Genomic DNA, 21,781 nt, shown 5'->3' with positions numbered 1-21,781 from the left:
CCCAGGAACTTCAAAGCACGTACCATGTCGATCACATCCCTTTTGCTCACGTTCATTCCTGCTATATTAGGACAGCTTTTTTCGTAACATACAGTTCCTGCACGGTTAGATAGGTAATGACTAGTGATAACGGTTTTAAGATTCGGTCTGGAAATCTTAAATTATGATCAGCCTCTTGCATGCAAAAAATAAAGAAACCATATGGCATGATTTTGCTCATCAGCGGCAGCCTGACGAAAAGTCTCTTTAATAGATAAATCTTGAGCTTTTCGTTCAATTTCATAGTAAAAATCTGTGGTCTTTTGTTCATCAAGAAAGGATGATTCGACCCCTTTTTTATATGGATTAACGCATAAATCCTTAATTTGCGGTGCCGGTTGTTTCCCTGTCAATTGTTTGTATATATTACTAAAAACTTCATAGTGCCTAATTTCATCCTGTCGAATTTCATAGATTTGCTGTCTCTCCTCCTGGGTCGGGGCAAGATCGGCCAATTGCTTGTAACACGTGATAGCACTGTATTCACCATTAATTGCTTCTTCGATATCGGTGATTAAAGATTGGTCGCTTTGCACACGGAAAAAGCCATCATAACCATATGGATTATACGTATATCCGTATTGATTTCGATACAATGACTTACCTCCTCTAAGATTCATTACCTTATCCTATGAAAATTAGGCGGACTTGTGTGCAAAACCTTGTCCCCTTCCCCCCTTGAAATTCCATGATTGATCCTTATAAGCTAAATTTTCAGGTAGAAGTAGTAAAGGTTTTCTCTAAAAAACACGTGCGGACGGACTAACCATCCTCATCACGTGTTTCAGCACTCATGGGGAGCTTTATTCTGTGAGTATCTAGATGTTTTAAAAGTACGAACGATCCATTGCTGATGCATGCGCACTTAAGGAGGAAGTATGGTCCTTGAGGTCATGACCTTTTGTAGTATATAAGGCATGGAGATTAAAAACACCTGGGTATTCAACTACCCATCCCTGTTCATTGACCACAAGAGCCGTCTCAAATTCTCTGCAACGGTATTGAAAGATCCTCTGACCCTCATTGTCCCCTAAGTATGTGTACACTTGTAGTAAAGGAAGAACTTCTCTTCGCAAAACATCAATATAAACCATCTTAAACGTTCGACTCTCTCCAGTCTTCCAGGAAACACGGTTGATGGGCAGTGTGTTCGTAAACGGTGTGATGGTTAAATCGATATTAGTCGCTCCATCCAAATTTTCATTATAACTTCCATTCACCCACCACTTATCCTGTTTTTCGGCCTGAACGATAAATGGTTCAGGAACCCCCTCTTGATAAATTTTGATCTTTTTTGTTTTCCAATCCAGCCCCAGCTTCATATCATAGGTTAAATGATGCGGGACACCCTGTTCAACGAGCAAAACCGTCCCTCTAACTTCCATATGGCCGCTTAACTTCTTTAAAGTCAAATGTTCCGCCCCAGCCGAATCCCCATGCCCCCATATAACTCGTTGCTCCATACGATTTCCCTCCTATTTGAACTAAGTGATAAATCCTTTCATACGGATTACTTTTCCATCTAGTTCTGGTCCTACTTCCACCATGTTATTCTTTTCATAAAACTTTCTTGCTCTGTTGTTCAAGGAAGCCACACGAAGGTGGTACTCCTGAATATGATGCATTTTGAAAAAATTGTGGGCATAAGTCACAAGCTCTCTGCTTATTCCGGTTCCCCGTTCCTCAGGAACTAAATAAAAAAGATGAACATACCCTATTCGCTTATCCCCATACAATCTTACTGATAGCTCGAGTTGGCCGACAGTCCTATCGTCTTTCTCTACCATTACATATCCTTCTGGAAACTGTTCCATACGTTCTTCCACATAGGTCAAATAATTTTCTTCATTAAAATCTTCCACATGCCCAAAACTAATCTTAAATGAATCCATGCGAAACTTGATGATTTGCTGTCTATCTTTATTTAAATCAATCGGTCGAAAGGTGAGCATTCGTACCCTCCTTTCATAGCAAGCTGTCTATGTTTTAACTAAGGGCTTACTGAACAACTCACAAAACATTTGATTTGCCAGGAAAGTCACATGTCTTTTGAAGTTCCCAGGATAGGCGATATCTTTACCGACCCTCACCACATGAATCTGCCTAATTTTCTATTAATATGACAATAATTCGATTTGATTCTAGTTTCGTAAGTCTTTTCCCAAGAAGCGAAGTTCATCTGGATCCTCCTTTATTAAAATTCGCTACCCACCTTGAAAATCCTTCCTTTTTTCACATAGAGGTTGAAGAGCTACAAATACTAAAATAATCCTTTTGCATTCATTTTTAATTTAATGGGAGGTGAAAAGAAAATGTTCTCATCCAAGTGGCGATATTTGAAAAAAGAATTAAAAGCATCGCTTAAGGCAGAAACTGAAGATTTGTCAAACGATGAACGGATGCTTGTCTATGAAATTCGACGACTCACTCAACAGGAGAATCGAAACAATATTACTCGCACGATGGCATACTTAAATTATTTTGAAAAACACCCTGAGGTCCATTGGGCACTGCTCGCCCATCTCGTATCAAGAAATGCAGGTTGGAACATGACCGACCTGAAGGGTGAATATTTTCCGAAGCTTTTGACCGAAAAAGAAGCTGAGGATTTCTTTTTATTTCTAGAACGTGGGAATTGGCTTATTTTCCAAGATGCTTTTCCACAATTACTCCTGTATGATGCCAGCCTTAAAAGTGGCCGCTCTCTCTTTCACCTGCTTGACGAGCTGAATGTCTCCCGGTTTATGCGGCCATTCTGGGAACGATTCTGGAAAAATGGCCACAGTGAAGAATTGACAAAAGCATTAATTATTAATGAACAACACTATATAGAAGAGCGTGTTGTCAAGAACCCCGCATATATGGAAACGATGATGGATAAAGTGATGTTCAAACTTCAAGATGTACTAGCAATGAACCATATCCTCTTTCCCTATGTGACTTCCATTCAACAGAAAACAAAAATCGTTGGCGGGACGGTCCACCACTTCTCCGCTGTAGATGAACGCATCTATCTAGGGCGTTCCTTATATGGGTTACTTTACGGAGTACGAAGCCGGCTTAATCAAATTATAAATTGGTGTTCCTCCCATGCCCATACTGGATCACGTAAAGATTTTTGGCCTCAGTTATTCAATAATGTCAACGAAACACGACCAGGACAGATACACGAAATGGCTGTCAATCCTTGCAGTCGTCAACAAAAGGGACCTAAAATTTATAGCCCTCGACTTGAAAACGCTTGGGAAGACTGGCCCCACAGAGACGCAGAAGAAGGGGATTGGTTTAGTAATGTTCACGTTCTTCATTTAATGAAAGCGGGTATGAAGGAATTCAGAGGAGATATAGAACCTATTTACTGTCGCACATTAGAAGAAATCGAATTAGCTTCACAAGCAAAAAACACACTCTTTCACAACAAATAAGGGACCATCGAGTGCAACCCCTAAGGGAATAGTGCTAAAAACCAGATTCTAATCGTATAGTTAGAGGCCCTCCCTTTATTTGGAATAACGAAGAGGGCCACTCTATACCTAGACAAATAAACATAGAACCATATACAAACAACTCAATTTTTCGTTTTACGATATGTTGGACTGAGTTCACTCCACACATCGAACATGTTCCCATCCATATCGTGAAAGACAAAGTTCTTTCCTGGATGCCCCCGTTCTTCTATTCTTCCAACATGGACCCCTTTGTCCTGCAGTTTTTTATGGAGACACTCAAGCTCATCTGCTCCGTCCACTTCAAAAGTAATAGAGAATCGTACATCTCCTTCTGCATCCTGAAAGTTTGCTGTTTCCCCTCCCATCCCTTTCACTAAAAATAGGCTGAGGCCTGCTAGATCTATGATGGCTTTCTTATCATCGAGGTAATTAACCGCAGCGTCTAATTTTCCTTCATACCAATTTGCTGCCCTCTCCACATGGTGAACTGGCAAATAGAGAGTGCCGACTCGTATGAATGATGTATTCATTTTCCTACTTCCTCCTTTCATTATTACTATTCCATCAGGTGAGCCTATTTCCTTCTTTCCGGGATTTAAAGATAAAAAAAACAGAGCATGTATTTAAAATCACACTGCTCTGTTCCGTCATCCTGCATTCATTTTTATAGGCGGAGTTTCACAGCTCGTGTAGCCAACATTGTTTTAATATGGCTATCAATCGTTCTTCCTCCACCGAAATCATCCTCGTACATATCCGCTATGACAAAGCCTGCATCGGTCTGACCTTGAATTTGATCTTCCAATGTGTGACCAAATTCCAAAGTTTCTCCCTCGATAACATTTTCTTCTGCAAGGGCAGAATAAGGAATCGTATGTGCCACTACCAGTCTTCCCTGCTCCTCCTTTTCTGAATCAAAAAGATAAAGCACCGGATTCATAAACCCGGAAATCAATGTCCCTTTCTGCTTCAAGACGCGAGCTGATTCCATCCAAACCGGGCGGATATTTTCGATAAATACATTGGCTACAGGGTGAACAATCATATCAAAAGATTCATCTTCAAACATGGAAAGATCAGTCATATCCCCTCTCACTACTTTAATGTCGAGGTTTTCTTTAATTACCACCCGCTGGTCTTGCTGCAGTTGTTTCTCTGACAAATCAAAAACGGTAACGTCGGCACCTGCGGCAGCAAGAACCGGACCTTGCTGCCCTCCACCTGAGGCAAGACATAGAACCTTTAAACCATTCAACTTTTTCGGAAACCAGTTTCTGGGCACTTGACGGTCAGCTGTCACCCCTATAGACCACATTCCCTTACGTGCTTCTACAATCGTTTCATGATTCACACTTTTAGTATAACGCGCGCCATTTTCTACCTTCTTGTCCCATGCCTTCCTGTTATGTTTAATCGTTTGACTCATGCTCTACTTCCTCTCTTCGTTTACGGGGCAAACCCGTAGAAAATGAGTATGAATGCAGCAAAGAATAAATACGCTCCACAAACAAGCCCTAAACCGATGAATCCATAAGATAGAACACGAATCAGGATCCCACGAAAATTCCAGTCCTTCCATGTGAATACTTTGTAGGAAGTCAATAATAGTACGGGCAGGATATAAAGATAGCTGAACATGCTGACCCAGCGCATATGTTTGTTGAAACCTCCGTCAATGGGACGGTTGTACAACTGATACTCTGTTATTATGTAGAAACTCCCCGTTATAAATACAATCGAAACGATGATAAAGTAAGCGAGAGCCCCCCATTTGAGCCATTTTCTTTCCTTTTTGACCAGCGTGTAAACGGCAAACAATAATAAGAGTAGTAAAAGTATCTTAAAGATCATTTCCATTCCCCTCTCAGATGAATCTGGGGATCATAATTGTTCCACTTTACTAAAAACTGTACAGAACCTTTGGTGGTTGCATCCATTATCCCATACGGATATCAAACCCTCTTCGACCAACGAAGGGAAAAGGATTGTCTGCCAAAGAATAAGAAAGACCATAACCATGAAAAGTCTCGAGAAAGGAGGCATCAAAAAACTCCAATGCCTTTTTCGCCCCCTAAACTTGTAAAATATGTTAAAAATTCAAAGCCTCCCAGCTTCAAGCTTGAGAGTTGACATTCACTCCTTCTATATTCAGTCAGCATCCGTTAAATGAATCATTAGCGGATGAACGATTGTTACCATTAGTAGAATAAAAAAAGCGAAGAAGAGTGCCGATGTTAATCGCATTTGGAAGAGCTCCACTAAAAGCATAAAGACAAAAAGAGCAGAAAAAGCTAAAATCCCAAAACGGTAATGGGATTGTTTCGTCGAATAGTGTTCACTCCCGCAGTAGGGACACTCTTTTTTCCCAGTAATTTTTAATGAACGCCTTACTGCTTGGGCAAAAGTCCAGCTGCGCCCGCAAGTCTTACACTTCACTCTGTCGCCTCCCTATCATTTTCTTGTCTCTCTAAAATAGTCCAATGACAGCTCAAACTACACCCTCTTTATATCTCATGTGCCTCTACCACACATACGGATGGACCAGGTAAAATGTTTCATTTTTTCTAAAAATCTAGAAAAAAATAAGCACCTTCGGTGCTTATTTTTTGAAAGACTTCCAATCAAGATCACTTTCGTTCAGCAGTTCTTCAAAGCTTTTGTTTGCTTCGCGACGCTTTCGTTCTTCAATCCGATGTTTTTTTTCCTGCTCCTCACGCTTCTCAGCCTGCTGTTTCAATTCTGTCTTTTTTGACTTCAGCTTTAAAAGCATATCCGCATTCAGTTGATCCCCCAGAGAGCCAGGTTGTGTTTTTTTCCTACTCATAGAACCGCCCCTTCTTTCACATCTTTAATAGGGATAATTGGATTCAGGATCCCGTCCGGACTTGAAAGACGAAACGTGCCTTTCACAAAATCAAGCTTCATATCTTTCTTAAAAAAAATGGCTTGTTGGCTGTCGATAATGACATGGTAAACGTCGTTCTCCACTCTTCGATCAGTAGAAAGTTCTTCTTTATCCAAACGAATAGTCGGCAATCCGTTAACACCACAGCCACATCCTTCTGTGTCATAAAAGAGCCGAATAAGCGGGCGCCCAGGATCCTGAATTTGTTCCAGTTGTTGTTTCGCTTCAGCGGTGATGCGTAGTTCCATTATCCATTCCCTCCTGTTTCTTCTATTGTAAAAAATCCTTCCCACAGAGGCAACGGTTCTGTTTTTTATTCTGCATAATGTCCCCCTACAAGGCGGCTCCGGTAACGGGCGGTTCCTGCGTTTGTCCACGAAACTGCTCGGAGCAGTATATCCTGTCCGTAACGTTCACGGATCTCATCCATAACATAACCGAGATCCCTTTTTTTATCTCGCCCTTCATCAAACAAATCGAGTTGGACGTTTGCATCTTCTGTAATGTTGCCAAGAGTAATGGAAATTCGTCGGACAACACCGCCGTTGTAAAAACGTTGGAACAATGTAAGACAGGAGTGATAAATATCCATCGTGATGCTGGTCGGGTGCTCAATCGATAACGACCGATGGAAGCCTCCGGCACCTTCACTTTTACTGTAGCCGATGCCAAGAGAGATAGTCCTCCCGGCATGGCCTTTTTTTCGTGCTCGGCGGGCAACCTCTTCACACATTTCCAAGATCACGTGCTTCACTTCTTCCGGGTCTTGATAATCACGAAGGAGAATCTGGCTTTTTCCATAGCTGACCTGCCCATGGATGATGGGGGCGCCAGGGTCAGACAAGTCGATCCCATTGGCATGGTAATAAAGCTGATTGCCCATGACCCCAAACGTTTTCTCAAGACGATCGAGCGGAAAGTTAGCCAGTTGACCTACCGACCAGATGCCCATCCGGTTCAGCCGATGCTCTAGACGCGGGCCAATGCCCCACATTTCGGACAATGGAGCAACCGGCCATAATTTCCCAGGGAAATTTTCATAGGTCCAGCGGGCGATTCCTCTCTTTTTTGCCTCGACATCGAGACACAGTTTCGATAGCAGCATATTGGGACCGATTCCAATAGCTGCATCCAGATGAAACGTCTCTTTCATTTCATCCATAATCATCTGCGCTGTTTCTTCAGGATTACCGAATTTACCCTTGTTGTCGCCAACCTCTAAAAAACTTTCATCAACACTATAGGTGTGGATTTTTTCTTTGGGCACGAATTTATGAAAAAGATTCGTTACTTGTGTGGACACTTCCAAATATTTCTTCATTTGTGCGGAGACGATGACGATTTCCGGTGCAGAAGGAATTTCAAATAAACGGCTTCCCGTACGGATCCCGTATTTCTTTTTCATCACTGGAGTTGCTGCAAGTACGACACTTCCTTTACGGTTTGTGTCCGCAACGACTGCAAGAGGGACGGTGAGCGGATCAAGTCCACGATCGATTGCAGCACAACTGGCATAAAAGCTTTTCATGTCTACACAAAGAATACCCCGGTCCACATACCGGGTGTAATCAATCTTCGGATTCTCCATATCGCCTCCACCTCCTTTATAAGTATATCCTCATTATGCGAATATATGTTCGTAACCGCAAGTACCAATTACTGCTAATTTTTGTTAGACCAGGTCATACAAATATTCCCAACAAAGAAAGGCCAATAGAAAAAGGGACCGGTTTCGGAATGAATGCGTTCCGTCACTCAAAGGTATCTGCCAGCGGACTAAAAGGCTTAATTAGGTAATCATCAGCACCTATATCCAGACCCTTTATCTTGGATTCGTCTTCTTGCTTTGCACTAATGATAAGAAGCGGAACTTTACTCCGGAGGCGGATATTCAAACAATTGGAACCCATCCATTTCCGGGATCACATGTCACATTCATACCCTTTCAAGGGATTGGAAATTATTAACTGACCAGTTCATACATTTTTTTCCATAATCAGCACGAAAAAACCTCTTCCCAACAAATGGAAAGAGGTTTGGCTTATTTCTTGTTGAATTGTTTTTGCATGATCTTTTCCATCGCCACAGGGGCAAGGGAATAAACTTTGCTTCCAGAATCCATCCATGAAGGTATATTTATTTCCCGCTGCTTTGTAAATAGATGAGCCACCACTGTTCGGGCCACCCGGTTTGGGTCCAGCATGATTTTATCTACCGTCTTCTCATAATTACCGGTTGGGTCAGCTTGCTGGAAGAACTTCGTCCTCACGGGGCCGAGATTAACAGATGTAACAAATATCCCCTGAGGCTCCACTTCCATTCTTAATGCATTCGTAAAACCGATAACTGCGTGCTTCGTTGCTGAATATACCGCTGATTTTGGGGTGGCAATCTTCCCTGCCTGGGAGGCGATATTAATAATATGACCTTCACCGCGCTTCACTAGGTGCGGAAGCAATTGGTGGGTGGTTCGGAACAGAGATTTTACATTAATGGACAGCATTCGCTCTATATCCTGCCAGTTGGATTCCGCCACATTGGCAAAGACGGCAATCCCCGCATTGTTAATTAACCCATCTATGGAACCATGTTCATAACAGATACGGTCGATCGTATCTTTCCATTCTGCATCATTAGCCAAATCTGCTTTATACCATGAACTTTGAATTCCAAATGCCTCTTCAATTTTTTCTGCGATGATTTCCAGCTTGTGGGCGGTACGGGCCACGAGAATTGGTGTCCCTCCTTCTCTTGCTACGTGAATAGCAAGAAATTCACCAATACCGCTTGACGCTCCTGTAATTAAAACTTTCTTTCCCTTTACTCGTTCATTCATACTCATCACCTATTTTATCGTATATAATTTTTCTCCGTCCTCATAGGAGACAGTCAACTCCCCTATTTTCTCTAGATAATCCAGCTGTCCGATGGTTTCTGACATTGTTAAACCAAATTGATTCTCTATATGTTTGGGGAATAGACGCTTGCATACATCATATGCACGCAATGCACCTTCATTAAACATGGCCAACACTTTATTGGCCCGTTGCTCCTGTTTCTTCAAGCGATCTGGTATCAGCATATGGGCATGATTAAATATCTTCCCATGCCCGGGATAAACGGTAGTGATGGTTCTACCCAACAATTTTTCCATAGAGTGGCGGTATTGTAATAAAGGTCTTGGGCGCGGTGCCCCAGCTTGGTAAGGAGGTTCTAGTAAAGGGTTTGACGAAATATGGGAAAGCAGATGATCTCCTCCAATAAAAGCCCCATCTTCTTCCCTTAAAAAAGAGAGATGACTTTGGGCATGGCCAGGTGTTTCTATTGTGATCCACTCCTCATGCCCCGGCAGCCTATCCCCCTCCGACAATTCATGAGTTAGTTTTCCTTTTGATGTCCATTTCAGTGTTTTTCTTATCCCTTTCAATAAAGGAAGATAACGATCCGGAACGCCTGACTCCTTGTATATGTTCTGAAAAAATGATTCGTAACGATCAAAATACTCCTCGTCCCTTTCAAGCCATGGCTTCAACTTCACATGACCGGCGATTGTATCCACGTTTGGCAAGCGTTCAACAAGTCCTGTATGATCGGGGTGATGATGAGTCAGGATGACTTGGTCAATATCTTCCGGCCGATACCCGAGTCCCTTTAACTGTTCAACAAATACGTTCCAGCAATCTTCTGTCTTAACACCCGCATCTACAAGCGTTAATCGGTGTCCTATTAATAAGTACACATGTACATCACCAACCGCATACGGGGTCGGCAAGGTTAATTGTTTAATGGTATCCTTCAATATCTTCATACACTTCCTCCACACTGAATGATCATTCATTTCTTATATTGTAGCATGTATAGGAGTTATTTTCCTTAAATATGACAAATTTACAGCACGTCTCATTATTCGTAATTCTTTTACTAGTGGGACTTTTTCCAAAAGACTTCAAATAAAAATCACTTTTGATTATACTTTAACGCGGCATTGTAAAATTAAATTTAGTGTATAGGTCAAACAAGGAGGAAGATCATGGAACCCCAAGAAAAGAAAGGGCTGACAATGCGTATACTCGACTGGATTGAGCGTGTCGGGAACAAATTGCCTCACCCTGTCACATTGTTCGCAATATTTGCACTCATGGTTATCGTCGCTTCCTGGATTTTCTCCACAATGAATGTGGAAGTCGAAGACCCAGCTACCGGCGAGACCTTACAAGTCGTCAATCTGCTTTCCAATGACGGCATTCAATACATTTTTGAAAGCATGGTTGAAAACTTCGTAGGTTTCGCTCCGCTCGGAACCGTACTTGTTACAATGCTTGGTATCGGAATTGCTGAGCGTTCCGGCTTAATCAGCGCCATGCTTCGCGGTCTTGTAACTTCCGTACCGCGCTCTCTTATGACAGCAGCGCTTGTCTTCGGTGGAATTATGTCCAGTATGGCTGCAGATGCCGGATATGTTGTATTAACTCCTCTAGGAGCCGTTCTATTTGCTGGTCTAGGGCGTCATCCGCTAGCCGGTTTGGCTGCTGCATTTGCAGGTGTCTCCGCTGGCTTTAGTGCCAACTTACTACTGACATCACTGGATCCCTTACTAGGTGATTTAACCATTCAGGCGGCAGCAACTATCGATCCTGCCTACGCAGATACAATCCTTTACACGATGAACTATTACTTCATGTTTGTATCGGTCTTCGTCTTGACCATAGTAGGTACGTTTGTGACAGACAAGCTTGTCGAGCCGCGCCTTGGCGAATACAAAGGCGGGGTAAAAGAAGAAGTAGATTATATCTCCCCAATTGAGAAAAAAGGTATGATTGGAGCATTAATTGCATTTGTCATCACGGTTGGCCTGTTGTCCCTTCTTGTTGTACCATCCTGGGGACCATTACGCGACCCCGATGATTTCTTAGCATCACCATTCTTCCACAGTTTAGTGCCGGTGATTCTAATTATGTTCTTCATTCCTGGTTACGTATATGGAAAAATCACAAAAGAAATCAAAAGTGATAAAGATGTTGCCAATCAGATGTCAGAAACGATGGCAAGTATGGGAATTTACATCGTCCTTGCTTTCACAGCCGGTCAGTTCGTGGCATACTTCAACCACACAAACTTAGGAAAAGTGATTGCAGTAAGTGGTGCAGAATTCCTTGACTCTATCGGTTTCACTGGGATCGGTTTAATTATTGCCTTCATTTTTGTTGCTGGATTTATCAACTTGTTCATCGGAAGTTCTTCAGCTAAATGGGCTATTATGGCTCCAGTCTTTGTTCCATTGATGATGCAGCTCGGTTATTCTCCAGAGCTTACTACACTAGCTTACAGAATTGCTGACTCTACGACGAACATTATCTCACCATTGATGCCATATTTTGCCATTGTTATTGCCTTTGCCCAGAAATACGATAAGAAAGTTGGAATAGGTACATTGATCTCAACAATGCTTCCATATTCTATTGTCTTCTCTATTGTATGGATCATCATGCTATTAATTTGGATGCTGATTCCTGGAGCTGAAATCGGCCCGGGAGCAGGTTTCTATTACAACGGATAAACCATTTTAGAAAAAGAGTCTGGAATTTAATCCAGACTCTTTTTCGTATCAAATGATTCCTTGTAATCTCTTGGATCATAAGAAGCTATTTTAAACTTTCTCTTTCTTGAATATTTCATGGATTACATGGGTCAAAATCTTGGGGAGCTTATCGAAACTGTAAGATAACTCCAGACGTTCGGTCCATTGGTGAGGATCTCTCCCCAGTGGTCCTATATTGATAATCGGCATAGTAATCGATTCCATCACTTCCACTGGCCATTCAAAGCCATTGCCATGAATAGGCATTTGCTTCGTCAAATCAGATAAAGATGAGGTTGATGATGTCGGCCCAATAAAGCTCAAATCAGATAAACCTGTAAAATATTCCATGACTTCCAGGTCCTCCCCATATGTTTCTTTTGCATAATCCATGGCTATTTTTGCCCCATGCTGAATGAGAGGATCATCATGGGATGAGACAGATGGGTAAAAAGGCGGACTGTAAAATAGAACGATCATTGGACTAATGTCTTTACACAATGAAGCCAGACTCTGAACAAGCGTTGTAGAAAAGTCACGATCTCCCTGAGCGCGTAAATTAACTAACCGATTTTGACGTCGGTCCACTTCCATCTTACCGTAGCGATCAACCGCTTCTTTATACAATTGATCATACGTCAAAATCGTAATATCAGGGTGAAAAGCCGACGTTTGCGTTCCCTCTAAGTAAAAAGAAGCCTGATGGTGATAATGATTAATAATCTTTGCTTTTGCCCGTTGAGCCGCTTGCAGCAACTTCTCATTTAAATCATTAATCGATTGCTTCATATAAAGAACATTGTACATGGCTACTGCCGCTTGAGGCGTCTGAACGGAATACTCAAACTTCAAATCCCGCTGCATCAGACTAAGTGGAGGCGGGGTCCGCTCCTCCCCTACCTTCTCGATGAACGCCTCATTCAACTCCATTTCCTGTGCAAGGTAACTTACCATTAGGTTTGCATTCAAACCACCAAATGGTTCACCTGCATGTGTTTCTTTGCCATAACATAAAAACCCCGGCAGCGTCTTTCCTATCGAACCTGTATACAAATAATAAGCAGAATCGCCCGGGTATTTACTGAACATCGGCTCGCCGTTAAGAGCAGCCTTATAAACCAACTCTTCTTTATCTCTGATTTCCGCAAGCGCGGGAAGTGCTGCGAGCATTCCTTCTGAATTGACCTCTTCATCAGGAACAGCTACCAGCATAATATTGCCATCAAACTCACCAGCCATCGCCTTTTCTAATAACGATAAGTGGACAGTTAATCCTGCTTTCATATCCATTATTCCACGGCCAAACAGCCATTTCCCTGACTCAAGATCCCTGGCGGCTTCTTTAGGTAAATCCTCGATATTCTTATGTAGTTCTTGAGTAAGCTCACGCGGGTAGAAAGCTAGATTCTGATAAGACCCATAATCTTCTATCCCTACCACATCCACGTGGGAGATCAAAACGAGCGTTTCTTTCGCATCCTCTTTTTTGACTAATGCTGTAAGAAGCTGACGCCCATCATCGAGAGGGTGTAATTTAAGATGCCCGGGACGTTTTTTATAATAATCGCGATCTTCCAAAATATAATATAAGTATTCGATGATCGCAATTTCCTCATTACTGTTTGTAATACTTGGATATTCTACAAGAGAACATAACAAATCTGTTAACTGATCCTTCGTCTGCCATACTGTCATAGAGGTCAACTCCTTATTGACTTTTTTTTGATAATCAAACACAATCAAACCCATAAGCTACCTGGAAGAGGTGAACGTCACAAAATGAAAACCCTTATTTATGCTCATAGAGGAGCGAGTAAACTGGCACCCGAAAACACCATGCCCGCCTTTGAACTGGCACGGGCAGCAGGAGCAGATGGGATCGAAACAGATGTCCAGCTCACCAAGGACCAAGTCCCTGTTCTCATTCATGACGAAAACCTTAGACGTACTACAAATGGGACTGGATTCGTACAAGATTATACATATGCTCAGCTACGTCTGCTTGATGCAGGAAGCTGGTTTTCCTCGGAATTTTCTGATATCTACATTGTAACACTCGACGAGTTCCTTCGCTGGTTTCGAGATCAACCTATGTTTTTAAATATCGAATTAAAAACCAATGTTATTGAATATAAAAATATTGAGCGAATTGTCTACGAATCTCTTAAAAGGTATCATGTATTGGAACGTACGGTGATTTCAAGTTTTAATTCAGACTCTCTCCTCAGAATGAAAGAAATTAACCCGTCTATTCAAACAGCCTTTTTAACATCCACAAAAATGAGAAAGCTCCCTCAGTATGCCAGGTCAATACAATGTGAGGCCTTACACGTGAAGCACCGACTTCTAGATAAAAAACTAGTCAAACGTTGCCGCAAAGAAAAGCTCGACCTTCGAATCTATACAGTTAATCGGCCATCCATGATGAAAAAATGTTACAGCCTAGGCGTCTCTGGTATTTTCACAGATGTGCCTCATCAAGCTATAGAATACCGCGACCTTTTTAGAAAAAGACGAAACCGTTAATTGCAAAAGATAAACATTAAAATTTTAGAGAATAATATAGTCGATAGGCGCCGCTTTTATCTTTGGCGCCTTTTTTCTTTTTTGAAAAAACCGAACCAATTTTTTATAAGAAATTAGACTTTAACGGAACGGTTTTGAATAAAATTTTTCATTCGATTCCCCTGCTTTTTTGCCTTTTTCGAGTGTACTCCAAGACCCTAATCTTCAAAGCTTGTCGTTCAAATCATTAGCACAATAAACAACCTTTTGGTATTTTATTTATATGGTTGGACCAATCGTTGTTCTTCTCCGGTCCATCATTCAATCATCTGTGGACCCGTATTGGAACTGAACGACCTGACATCTGGCACCATTCTATAGAATCATAGCCGTTTTGACGAAACTTAGAGGAGGATCCGCATTGAAACACAAATTATTCGAACCCTATACTATAAAAAACCTGACTTTAAAGAACCGAATTGTCATGTCTCCCATGTGTATGTATTCAGCTGATGATCAAGATGGACATGCGCAGCCTTTCCACCTGGCCCATTACGAAAGTCGTGCTGCAGGACAAGTAGGACTAATTTTCACAGAGGCGACAGCTGTTTTACCCGAAGGCCGTATTTCTCACGAAGACCTCGGTATATGGGATGACAAGCATGTAGAAGGTCTCCAGGAAATCGTTGAAGGGGTCCGTCGTCACGGTGCGAAAGCAGGAATACAACTGGCTCACGCTGGTCGAAAAGCGAATTTACAAGATGAAATATTTGCGCCAAGTGCAAAAGCCTTCAGTGATTCCATGAAAATCCCGACAGCTATGACGAAAGACGATATTCAGCGGACGATAAAAGCCTTTCGTTCAAGTGCCGCTCGTGCTAAAGAAGCAGGCTTTGACATCATTGAACTCCATGCGGCTCACGGATATCTCATTAATCAGTTTCTCTCCCCTCTTACAAATAAAAGAAAGGATGAATACGGGGGTTCCCGTGAAAATCGTTATCGCTTCCTTAAAGAAACCATTGTAGCGGTAATGGAAGAATGGGATGGACCTCTGTTTGTAAGGATATCAGGTGAAGAGTACCATGAAGAAGGGAACAAAATGAACGATTTTATTTATTTTGCATCAGAAATGAAATCACAAGGAGTCGACTTCATTGATGTTAGCTCAGGCGGTGTCGTCCCTGCCACCATTGATCCTTACCCAGGCTATCAGGTAACCTTTGCGGAAAAAATTAAACAAGGCGCAGAAATCGATACAGGTGCAGTCGGTTTGATCACAAGTGGTATTCAAGCTGAAGAAATCCTACAAAATGAACGGGCTGATTTGATTTTCTTAGCTCGCACGCTCTTAAGAAATCCATACTGGCCTAAACAGGCTGCTGACGAATTAGGGTACGAACTGGAAGGACCACGCCAATATACACGAGCATGGTAAAGACAAAAAACTGCCGGAATACATCGGCAGTTTTTTGTCTTTTGAAGTGTGTTCTCTGCTTTCTGGTGGTATGATGATAGAAGTAGGAGAGTGTTGACTATGGAACTATTTTTTCTAGGTACGGGATCTGGTGTCCCATCAAAAGAGCGCAATGTTTCCTCCCTGGTACTACGCCTTCTAGAAGAGCGCGGGACAACATGGGTTTTTGATTGCGGAGAAGGAACACAACAGCAAATATTAAATACGAATATAAGGCCGCGAAGGATCGAGGCTATTTTCATTACCCACTTGCACGGAGATCATATTTACGGATTGCCAGGATTATTGAGCAGCCGTTCTTTCCAAGGTGGCGAGTCACCCGTAACCGTTTACGGTCCACGTGGGTTGAAAGAATACATTGATATCAGTTTGCAGTTAAGCGGGACAAACCTTCGTTATCCACTATATGTGGAAGAAGTCCAAGAGGGAGAGCTTTTTGAAGACGAGCAATTTGTTGTTGAAGCTGTAAAGTTAGAACATGGACTTGAAAGCTATGGATACATTTTGAAAGAAAAAGATAAACTTGGAGAGCTACAACCGGAAAAATTGAAAGAGCTCGGGATTCAACCGGGACCCCTTTATCAAACGATTAAGAGCCAACCGCAAACAAAACTGGAAGACGGGAGAATCATTCACCGAAACGATGTGCTGGGACCGCCCAAACGAGGACGTAAAATCGCTATTTTTGGGGACACACGCTATCTTCCAGAACTGGTGAACTTTTTGGAAGGTGCGGATTTACTCGTTCATGAGGCAACTTTCGCAGGGGGCGAAGAAGATATGGCCCGTGACTACTACCACTCCACCGTTAAACAGGCAGCTACTCTTGCCAAAAAAGCAGGTGTTGGAGAGTTGATCCTCAACCATCTCTCCTCCCGTTACCAGGGAGATGCCGTGGAGCAGCTTTCTGAGCAAGCAAAAAATATTTTTCCTAATACAATTATTGCTTATGATTTTTATAGACATCAGGTCAAGCGCAGCTAATTAGAAGGCTATTTATGAACGCAACAGTCAAGCTTCAAAAGTCATGGTTCAAAGATGGCCATACAAAAAGTTATGGGTTCCGTAAAGAGCAGCTGTTAAAGATGAAGACAATGTTGACTACATTCGAGAAACCCATCCTTAACGCGCTAAAGTTTGATTTGAATAAATCTGAATATGAAGCATACGCATCAGAAATCGCTTTTTTGAAAAGTGAAATCGATCACCATGTGAAACATTTGAAATCATGGATGCAGGTAACCAAAGTCAAAACCCCGCTTACTCATGCTGGATCAAAAAATTACATAAAGAAAGAACCTTATGGCACCATACTTGTTATTGCTCCCTGGAATTATCCTGTCCAACTGGCGCTTGCACCAGTAGTTGGAGCGGTAGCAGCCGGAAACACTGTTATCATTAAACCATCTGAACTTACTCCTACTGTTTCATGGGTATTAAAAAAGATGATCGAGCAATATTTCCCTCCTCATTTCATCGCCGTAGTAGAAGGCGGACGTGACATAACACAGGAACTTCTTGATCAACCCTTAGACTACATCTTTTTCACAGGAAGTGTACCTGTAGGAAAAATCATAATGGAGAAAGCAAGCAAACGCCTTATCCCTGTAACCCTTGAGCTCGGAGGAAAAAGTCCGACCATTGTTCATAAGGATGCAAATATTGATATTACGGCCAGACGTATTGTTTGGGGGAAATATACCAATGCGGGGCAAACCTGTATCGCCCCAGATTATCTGTATGTCCATCATGAAGTAAAAGCAGATCTCCTTCGCGCTATGAAAAAATACATGGAACAATTCTATGGGAAAAAAACATTGAAAAACAAGGATTTCACAAAAATGATAAACCACTCCCATTTTGAAAGGGTCTGCTCTTATTTAGAATCTGGTGCTGTCATAGTCGGCGGTGCAGTAGATGAATCTACACACAAAATTGAACCCACTATTTTAGACCAAGTGGTTTGGGATGACCCTGTAATGAAAGATGAAATTTTCGGACCAATCCTCCCTGTTCTCACCTATAGTAATCTAGATGAAGTAATTGAGAAAATCAACGAACGTCCGAAACCCCTCGCTCTTTATTATTTTGGTGAAAATGAAATAGAACAGCAGCGTATCCTCAATTCTATATCCTTTGGAGGTGGGTGTGTCAATGATACCCTTTACCATATCATCAACCCTCATTTACCTTTTGGAGGGGTTGGTGAGAGTGGAATGGGGAGTTATCATGGGAAAAGAAGTTTTGATACGTTTACACATGAAAAGAGCATTACGAAGCAAACGACCCGTTTTGATCAAATATTACGCTACCCAGATTCCCAGCTAGGATTAACCGTTTTAAAAAAGTTTTTTAGTTAGGTACAAAAAAAGCCCAAGGAATCAATTCCCTGGGCTTTTTCTAGTCCTATTGTTTTTCTATGTTCAAAGTAACGAAATTTGGTTCAATTTGCGTTTTAATAAGCGAGAGAAATTGTCCTGTAAGTATGGGGGCTTTGGAGTTTTGTAAAAGAAACCCCAGGCAAGCGCACGGCTTTGCCTGGGGTTCCTATTAGAAAGATGGAAGGTTGTCCAAGTTATTGGATTGTATGCCATCTGGTTCACTTCGAAGATGTTGGTCTCCATCTTTGCCTCGAATGAGGTTTACGTGTTCCAGCTCACCACTGCGCGCCATTTCATGTGCTCGCTTATAATCGATCACTTGTCCTGACGACAGCTGCATTTCAGTAATGCTCCCTTGTCCGTTTTTTCTAACTGCGACAATTCGTTCAGGCATAGTTCTCAACCTCCTCAATAGCTAGTGTGTACAGATAAATGCAAAGTAAGCATGGATATATATGGAGTCATCCTAAAATCAGCTTTTCCTTCATATCTAAGGTAAAAGAAAAGACAGCCTCAGCTGCCTTTTCTCATTTACATATCATGTGAAGATTTTTGTTTCTGACGAGAGTGCTGTCTGTTCTTCACTTTATGAGATCCCTGTGCCGGCTCCCCAAATGCTTGCTTCGGCCCAAGTGGTAAATTCGGTTGTTCTTGCTGTTTGGGTCCCATTCGTCTGCCCATAAGAATCCGCCTCCTTGGTTATCTGCGTTTACGAGCTTCCTCCGGTCCTTCCATTGCAGTAGCACCCGGATAACTCAAGCGCTGGTCGCGATCAGACTCCACTTTACCGGATCTTTTCAATTTCTTTTCTTGTCGATCTCTACCCATGTTTCAACGCCTCCCTTCCCTTTTAGTATGGGAAAGAAGCAGACCTCTATGCCTGGGAATCATTTTTTGAAATCATCTAGAAAATCTTTTTGAAAACTCGTATTCACTTGAAGGTCAGCAGGATTACTTAAACTGCGGAAAGGGTTCTTTCCATACTTTTCAGTTAAATCATCAATGGTCTTATAAAGCTTTTCTTTGCTTGCATACTGCTCAAAGCTGAAGAGATCAAGCTGCTGTGTCACTTCTGATTTTTCGGCAAGGTCACTTGCTGTTACACCTAGCAAGCGGACAGGCTGTTGATTCCAATGATCATCAAATAATTGAATGGAAGTCTGAAACAGATCTTCTCCCAAATGAATAAATTCATTCAACTGGCGGCTTCGTGTCACTGTCTTCCTGTCGTGATAGCGAATCGTCAACTGAACATTCCGAGCAAGGACTTTTTTATTCTTCATACGGACTTCCACTTTATTTGATAGTCGCCGAAGCACACTTTGAATTTCGCTATCGTCTATTGTGTCATGCGGAAGTGTCGTTGATGTTCCAATACTTTTAAACTCATGGATAGCCTCGGGATCAACAGGCCGGTCATCCAAGCCATTAGCCCTATTTTTCAATCTCTCTCCATTGATACCTAACATACTTTTTAACTCTAATGCAGGGTGGTTAGCTAAATCACCAATGGTTTCAATTTTTATTTTACGCAGCTTTTCAGCTGTCTTATTCCCAACACCGTACATCTCTTCAATAGGTAATGGCCATAACTTTTCTGGAAGGTCTCTTTTGCGTAATATAGTAATACCCATAGGTTTCTTCATATCAGAGGCCATTTTAGCTAAAAATTTATTCGGGGCGATTCCTATACTGCATGGAAGATCAAGTTCATTCTTGATCCGTTGCTGAACAGATTCAGCGATTTCAGGTGGAGAACCTTGGTCTGCACAAGCCGTGATATCCATGTACCCCTCATCAATCGAAACTGGCTGGACAAGTGATGTGACATCCGCAAGTATTTTAAACATTTCTTTAGAAGCTGTCCGGTAGCGGTTAAACGTTGGTGTCATGACAATGAGATCCGGACATAATCTTCTGGCCTCGCCGAGAGGCATCGTTGTTTTGACACCGTACTTACGAGCTTCATAACTACTTGTCACTATGATGCCCCGTCGTTCTTCAGGGTTACCTGCAATCGCGAGTGGTTTCCCTTTCAAACTGGGATCGAAAGCAGCTTCAACCGATGCATAGAAGCTGTTCATATCAACATGAAAGATGACGCGACCCTTTTTTGGGTACCATTTCGATTGCATAACATTCTGCCTCCATTGGAACGTTTGTTCTCCATTATATCATAAATATAAATGGTAAAACAAAGCACAACACCTTTCTGGATAGAGGCATACACTGGAACTTTATTCATCTCCCACAAAATAAAAAAGGAAGCCCTCCATCATAAAAGGCTTCCTTTAAGAAATTAGGAATTGTCATTTTTTACTGAGCTACTTCCTCAACGATCGCTGTTACAAACTCTGTCACTTTTTTTAGTTCGTTCACAGGCATCCGCTCATTGGTAGTATGAATCTCCTCATACCCCACACTTAAGTTCACTGTAGGTATACCATGACCTGCGATGACATTGGCATCACTTCCTCCACCGCTGGTCAGCAGTTCACTCTCCCGGCCAATGCGTTTCGCCGCTGAACGTGCTACTTCAACAACTTGATCCCCAGCCTGCTGCTTGTAACCTGGGTACATGATGTCAACTTCCAATTCAACATGTCCTCCCATTTCACCTGCGGTTTCCTGAAAGGCTGTCTTCATTTTTTCCACTTGCGCTTCCATTTTTTTAGGATCAAGAGAGCGAGCTTCCGCTAAAACTTCTACATGATCACAGACGATGTTCGTTTTTTGACCACCTTCAAAACGACCAATATTCGCTGTTGTTTCTTCATCTATTCGTCCCAAAGGCATTTTTGCAATAGCACGGGAAGCGAGTGTAATGGCAGAAACCCCTTTTTCAGGTGCGACACCTGCGTGGGCTGTCTTCCCTTTAACAACGGTATTGATTTTGGCCTGTGTTGGAGCAGCTACAATAATATTCCCTACCTGTCCATCACTATCGAGCGCGTAGCCATACTTTGCTTTTAAGAAGGAAGTATCTAATGCTTTAGCTCCAACAAGTCCACTTTCTTCACCTACGGTTATAACAAATTGCAAATCTCCATGCTCGATATTCTGCTCTTTCAGTGATCGAATGGCTTCAAGAATAGCAGCCACTCCGGCTTTATCGTCTGCTCCAAGGATGGTTGTTCCATCTGTCACGACATAACCGTCCTTCACTGATGGTTTGACCCCATTACCTGGTACAACTGTATCCATGTGAGAGGTAAAGTAGATGGAATCTACATCCTTCTTAGTCCCATGCAAATTACAAATCAGATTATTAGCCCCATGTCCGGTAATGGCAGAAGCGTCGTCTTCCAAAACTTCCAGACCAAGATCCTTAAATTTCTTTTTTAATACTTTTGCAATTTCTGCTTCCTGTGTCGTTTCAGAATCAATTTGTACTAATTCTAAAAACTCCTCTAGTAAACGTTCACTGTTGATGGCTACCATCTATGT

At 42.1% G+C, this 21,781-nt stretch carries 24 protein-coding genes and 1 pseudogene; 6 read left to right on the top strand and 19 right to left on the bottom strand.

The genetic code is table 11. The features are described from left to right. Positions 1–167: 167 nt before the first annotated feature. From BLW54_RS06795 to BLW54_RS06785, 3 genes are all read right to left on the bottom strand, one after another. On the bottom strand, positions 168–635 hold the full coding sequence (locus BLW54_RS06795) for a ferritin-like domain-containing protein (protein WP_074733562.1): 468 nt from the start codon (positions 633–635) through the stop codon (positions 168–170). Positions 636–866: 231 nt separating this feature from the next. Beyond that, the gene (locus BLW54_RS06790) at positions 867–1,502 is read right to left on the bottom strand and encodes a putative glycolipid-binding domain-containing protein (protein ID WP_035508954.1); all 636 of its coding nucleotides are present in this window, start codon (positions 1,500–1,502) and stop codon (positions 867–869) included. Between the two features lie 21 nt (positions 1,503–1,523). Continuing rightward, entirely contained in the window at positions 1,524–1,991 is a 468-nt protein-coding gene (locus BLW54_RS06785; protein WP_035518775.1) for a GNAT family N-acetyltransferase, read from the bottom strand. A gap of 360 nt (positions 1,992–2,351) precedes the next feature. Here BLW54_RS06785 and BLW54_RS06780 point away from each other — a divergent pair, with 360 nt between their 5' ends. Next, on the top strand, positions 2,352–3,464 hold the full coding sequence (locus BLW54_RS06780; protein ID WP_074733560.1) for a DUF2515 family protein: 1,113 nt from the start codon (positions 2,352–2,354) through the stop codon (positions 3,462–3,464). 143 nt (positions 3,465–3,607) lie between these two features. Here the strand turns inward: BLW54_RS06780 and BLW54_RS06775 are convergent, their stop codons facing one another. The 10 genes and pseudogenes from BLW54_RS06775 to BLW54_RS06730 all read right to left on the bottom strand — a co-directional run bounded on the left by BLW54_RS06775 (position 3,608) and on the right by BLW54_RS06730 (position 10,201). Further along, the gene (locus BLW54_RS06775) at positions 3,608–4,018 is read right to left on the bottom strand and encodes a VOC family protein (RefSeq protein ID WP_035508958.1); all 411 of its coding nucleotides are present in this window, start codon (positions 4,016–4,018) and stop codon (positions 3,608–3,610) included. Between the two features lie 134 nt (positions 4,019–4,152). Continuing rightward, positions 4,153–4,914: a class I SAM-dependent methyltransferase gene (locus tag BLW54_RS06770; RefSeq protein WP_074733558.1), complete on the bottom strand. Its 762-nt coding sequence runs from the start codon at positions 4,912–4,914 to the stop codon at positions 4,153–4,155. A 20-nt stretch (positions 4,915–4,934) separates the two neighbouring features. Further along, positions 4,935–5,339, bottom strand: a complete 405-nt coding sequence (locus tag BLW54_RS06765; RefSeq protein WP_035508959.1) for a hypothetical protein — start codon at positions 5,337–5,339, stop codon at positions 4,935–4,937. 297 nt (positions 5,340–5,636) lie between these two features. Next, a complete protein-coding gene (locus BLW54_RS06760; RefSeq protein ID WP_074733556.1) occupies positions 5,637–5,924 on the bottom strand; it encodes a TIGR04104 family putative zinc finger protein in 288 nt (95 codons plus the stop codon). A gap of 163 nt (positions 5,925–6,087) precedes the next feature. Continuing rightward, positions 6,088–6,312 (bottom strand): YqkE family protein, encoded by a 225-nt coding sequence (locus BLW54_RS06755; protein WP_035508963.1) that lies wholly within the window; start codon positions 6,310–6,312, stop codon positions 6,088–6,090. Then, positions 6,309–6,641 carry an iron-sulfur cluster biosynthesis family protein gene (locus tag BLW54_RS06750; RefSeq protein WP_035508964.1) on the bottom strand — a complete coding sequence of 111 codons (333 nt, stop codon included), beginning with the start codon at positions 6,639–6,641 and terminating at the stop codon, positions 6,309–6,311. The genes BLW54_RS06755 and BLW54_RS06750 overlap by 4 nt, the downstream gene beginning before the upstream one ends. Positions 6,642–6,706: 65 nt before the next feature. Then, positions 6,707–7,981 (bottom strand): Y-family DNA polymerase, encoded by a 1,275-nt coding sequence (locus BLW54_RS06745; protein WP_035508966.1) that lies wholly within the window; start codon positions 7,979–7,981, stop codon positions 6,707–6,709. A gap of 187 nt (positions 7,982–8,168) precedes the next feature. Next, a pseudogene (locus tag BLW54_RS20950) lies at positions 8,169–8,319 on the bottom strand (response regulator); the annotation flags it as partial. Positions 8,320–8,434: 115 nt separating this feature from the next. Beyond that, positions 8,435–9,229, bottom strand: coding sequence for an SDR family NAD(P)-dependent oxidoreductase (locus tag BLW54_RS06735; protein ID WP_074733554.1), 795 nt, complete (start codon positions 9,227–9,229; stop codon positions 8,435–8,437). A gap of 9 nt (positions 9,230–9,238) precedes the next feature. Next, complete coding sequence (locus BLW54_RS06730; RefSeq protein WP_083391483.1) at positions 9,239–10,201, bottom strand: MBL fold metallo-hydrolase; 963 nt, start codon at positions 10,199–10,201, stop codon at positions 9,239–9,241. Between the two features lie 222 nt (positions 10,202–10,423). Between BLW54_RS06730 and BLW54_RS06725 the strand changes: the two genes are divergently transcribed. Further along, positions 10,424–11,950: an AbgT family transporter gene (locus BLW54_RS06725; RefSeq protein ID WP_035508969.1), complete on the top strand. Its 1,527-nt coding sequence runs from the start codon at positions 10,424–10,426 to the stop codon at positions 11,948–11,950. Positions 11,951–12,040: 90 nt separating this feature from the next. Here BLW54_RS06725 and BLW54_RS06720 read toward each other — a convergent pair whose 3' ends face one another. Further along, positions 12,041–13,666 carry a M20/M25/M40 family metallo-hydrolase gene (locus BLW54_RS06720; protein WP_035508971.1) on the bottom strand — a complete coding sequence of 542 codons (1,626 nt, stop codon included), beginning with the start codon at positions 13,664–13,666 and terminating at the stop codon, positions 12,041–12,043. An 84-nt stretch (positions 13,667–13,750) separates the two neighbouring features. On the opposite strand from BLW54_RS06720, the gene BLW54_RS06715 reads away from it, so the two are divergent. The 4 genes from BLW54_RS06715 (at position 13,751) to BLW54_RS06700 (ending at position 18,313) form a co-directional block, all read left to right on the top strand. Further along, a complete protein-coding gene (locus BLW54_RS06715) occupies positions 13,751–14,497 on the top strand; it encodes a glycerophosphodiester phosphodiesterase (protein ID WP_035508974.1) in 747 nt (248 codons plus the stop codon). A 400-nt stretch (positions 14,498–14,897) separates the two neighbouring features. Beyond that, on the top strand, positions 14,898–15,914 hold the full coding sequence (gene namA / locus BLW54_RS06710) for an NADPH dehydrogenase NamA (protein WP_074733552.1): 1,017 nt from the start codon (positions 14,898–14,900) through the stop codon (positions 15,912–15,914). A gap of 99 nt (positions 15,915–16,013) precedes the next feature. Continuing rightward, positions 16,014–16,937 carry a ribonuclease Z gene (gene rnz, locus BLW54_RS06705; protein WP_074733550.1) on the top strand — a complete coding sequence of 308 codons (924 nt, stop codon included), beginning with the start codon at positions 16,014–16,016 and terminating at the stop codon, positions 16,935–16,937. Positions 16,938–16,951: 14 nt separating this feature from the next. Then, on the top strand, positions 16,952–18,313 hold the full coding sequence (locus tag BLW54_RS06700; protein WP_074733548.1) for an aldehyde dehydrogenase: 1,362 nt from the start codon (positions 16,952–16,954) through the stop codon (positions 18,311–18,313). A gap of 190 nt (positions 18,314–18,503) precedes the next feature. On the opposite strand, the gene BLW54_RS06695 is transcribed toward BLW54_RS06700, so the two are convergent. The 5 genes from BLW54_RS06695 to BLW54_RS06675 all read right to left on the bottom strand — a co-directional run bounded on the left by BLW54_RS06695 (position 18,504) and on the right by BLW54_RS06675 (position 21,775). Beyond that, entirely contained in the window at positions 18,504–18,728 is a 225-nt protein-coding gene (locus BLW54_RS06695) for a DUF3892 domain-containing protein (protein WP_181949623.1), read from the bottom strand. Positions 18,729–18,865: 137 nt separating this feature from the next. Further along, complete coding sequence (locus BLW54_RS06690; protein WP_035508984.1) at positions 18,866–19,015, bottom strand: small acid-soluble spore protein P; 150 nt, start codon at positions 19,013–19,015, stop codon at positions 18,866–18,868. 18 nt (positions 19,016–19,033) lie between these two features. Then, positions 19,034–19,162, bottom strand: a complete 129-nt coding sequence (locus tag BLW54_RS06685; RefSeq protein WP_071414046.1) for a YpzI family protein — start codon at positions 19,160–19,162, stop codon at positions 19,034–19,036. 59 nt (positions 19,163–19,221) lie between these two features. Then, entirely contained in the window at positions 19,222–20,469 is a 1,248-nt protein-coding gene (locus tag BLW54_RS06680; RefSeq protein ID WP_074733546.1) for a DNA polymerase IV, read from the bottom strand. Between the two features lie 181 nt (positions 20,470–20,650). Next, on the bottom strand, positions 20,651–21,775 hold the full coding sequence (locus BLW54_RS06675; protein WP_074733544.1) for a M20/M25/M40 family metallo-hydrolase: 1,125 nt from the start codon (positions 21,773–21,775) through the stop codon (positions 20,651–20,653). Between the last annotated feature and the right edge of the window lie 6 nt (positions 21,776–21,781).

It is taken from the genome of Halobacillus karajensis, from assembly GCF_900108515.1.
In the GTDB taxonomy this organism is placed as follows: domain Bacteria; phylum Bacillota; class Bacilli; order Bacillales; family Halobacillaceae; genus Halobacillus; species Halobacillus karajensis.
This window is presented reverse-complemented; position numbering and strand designations above follow the sequence as displayed.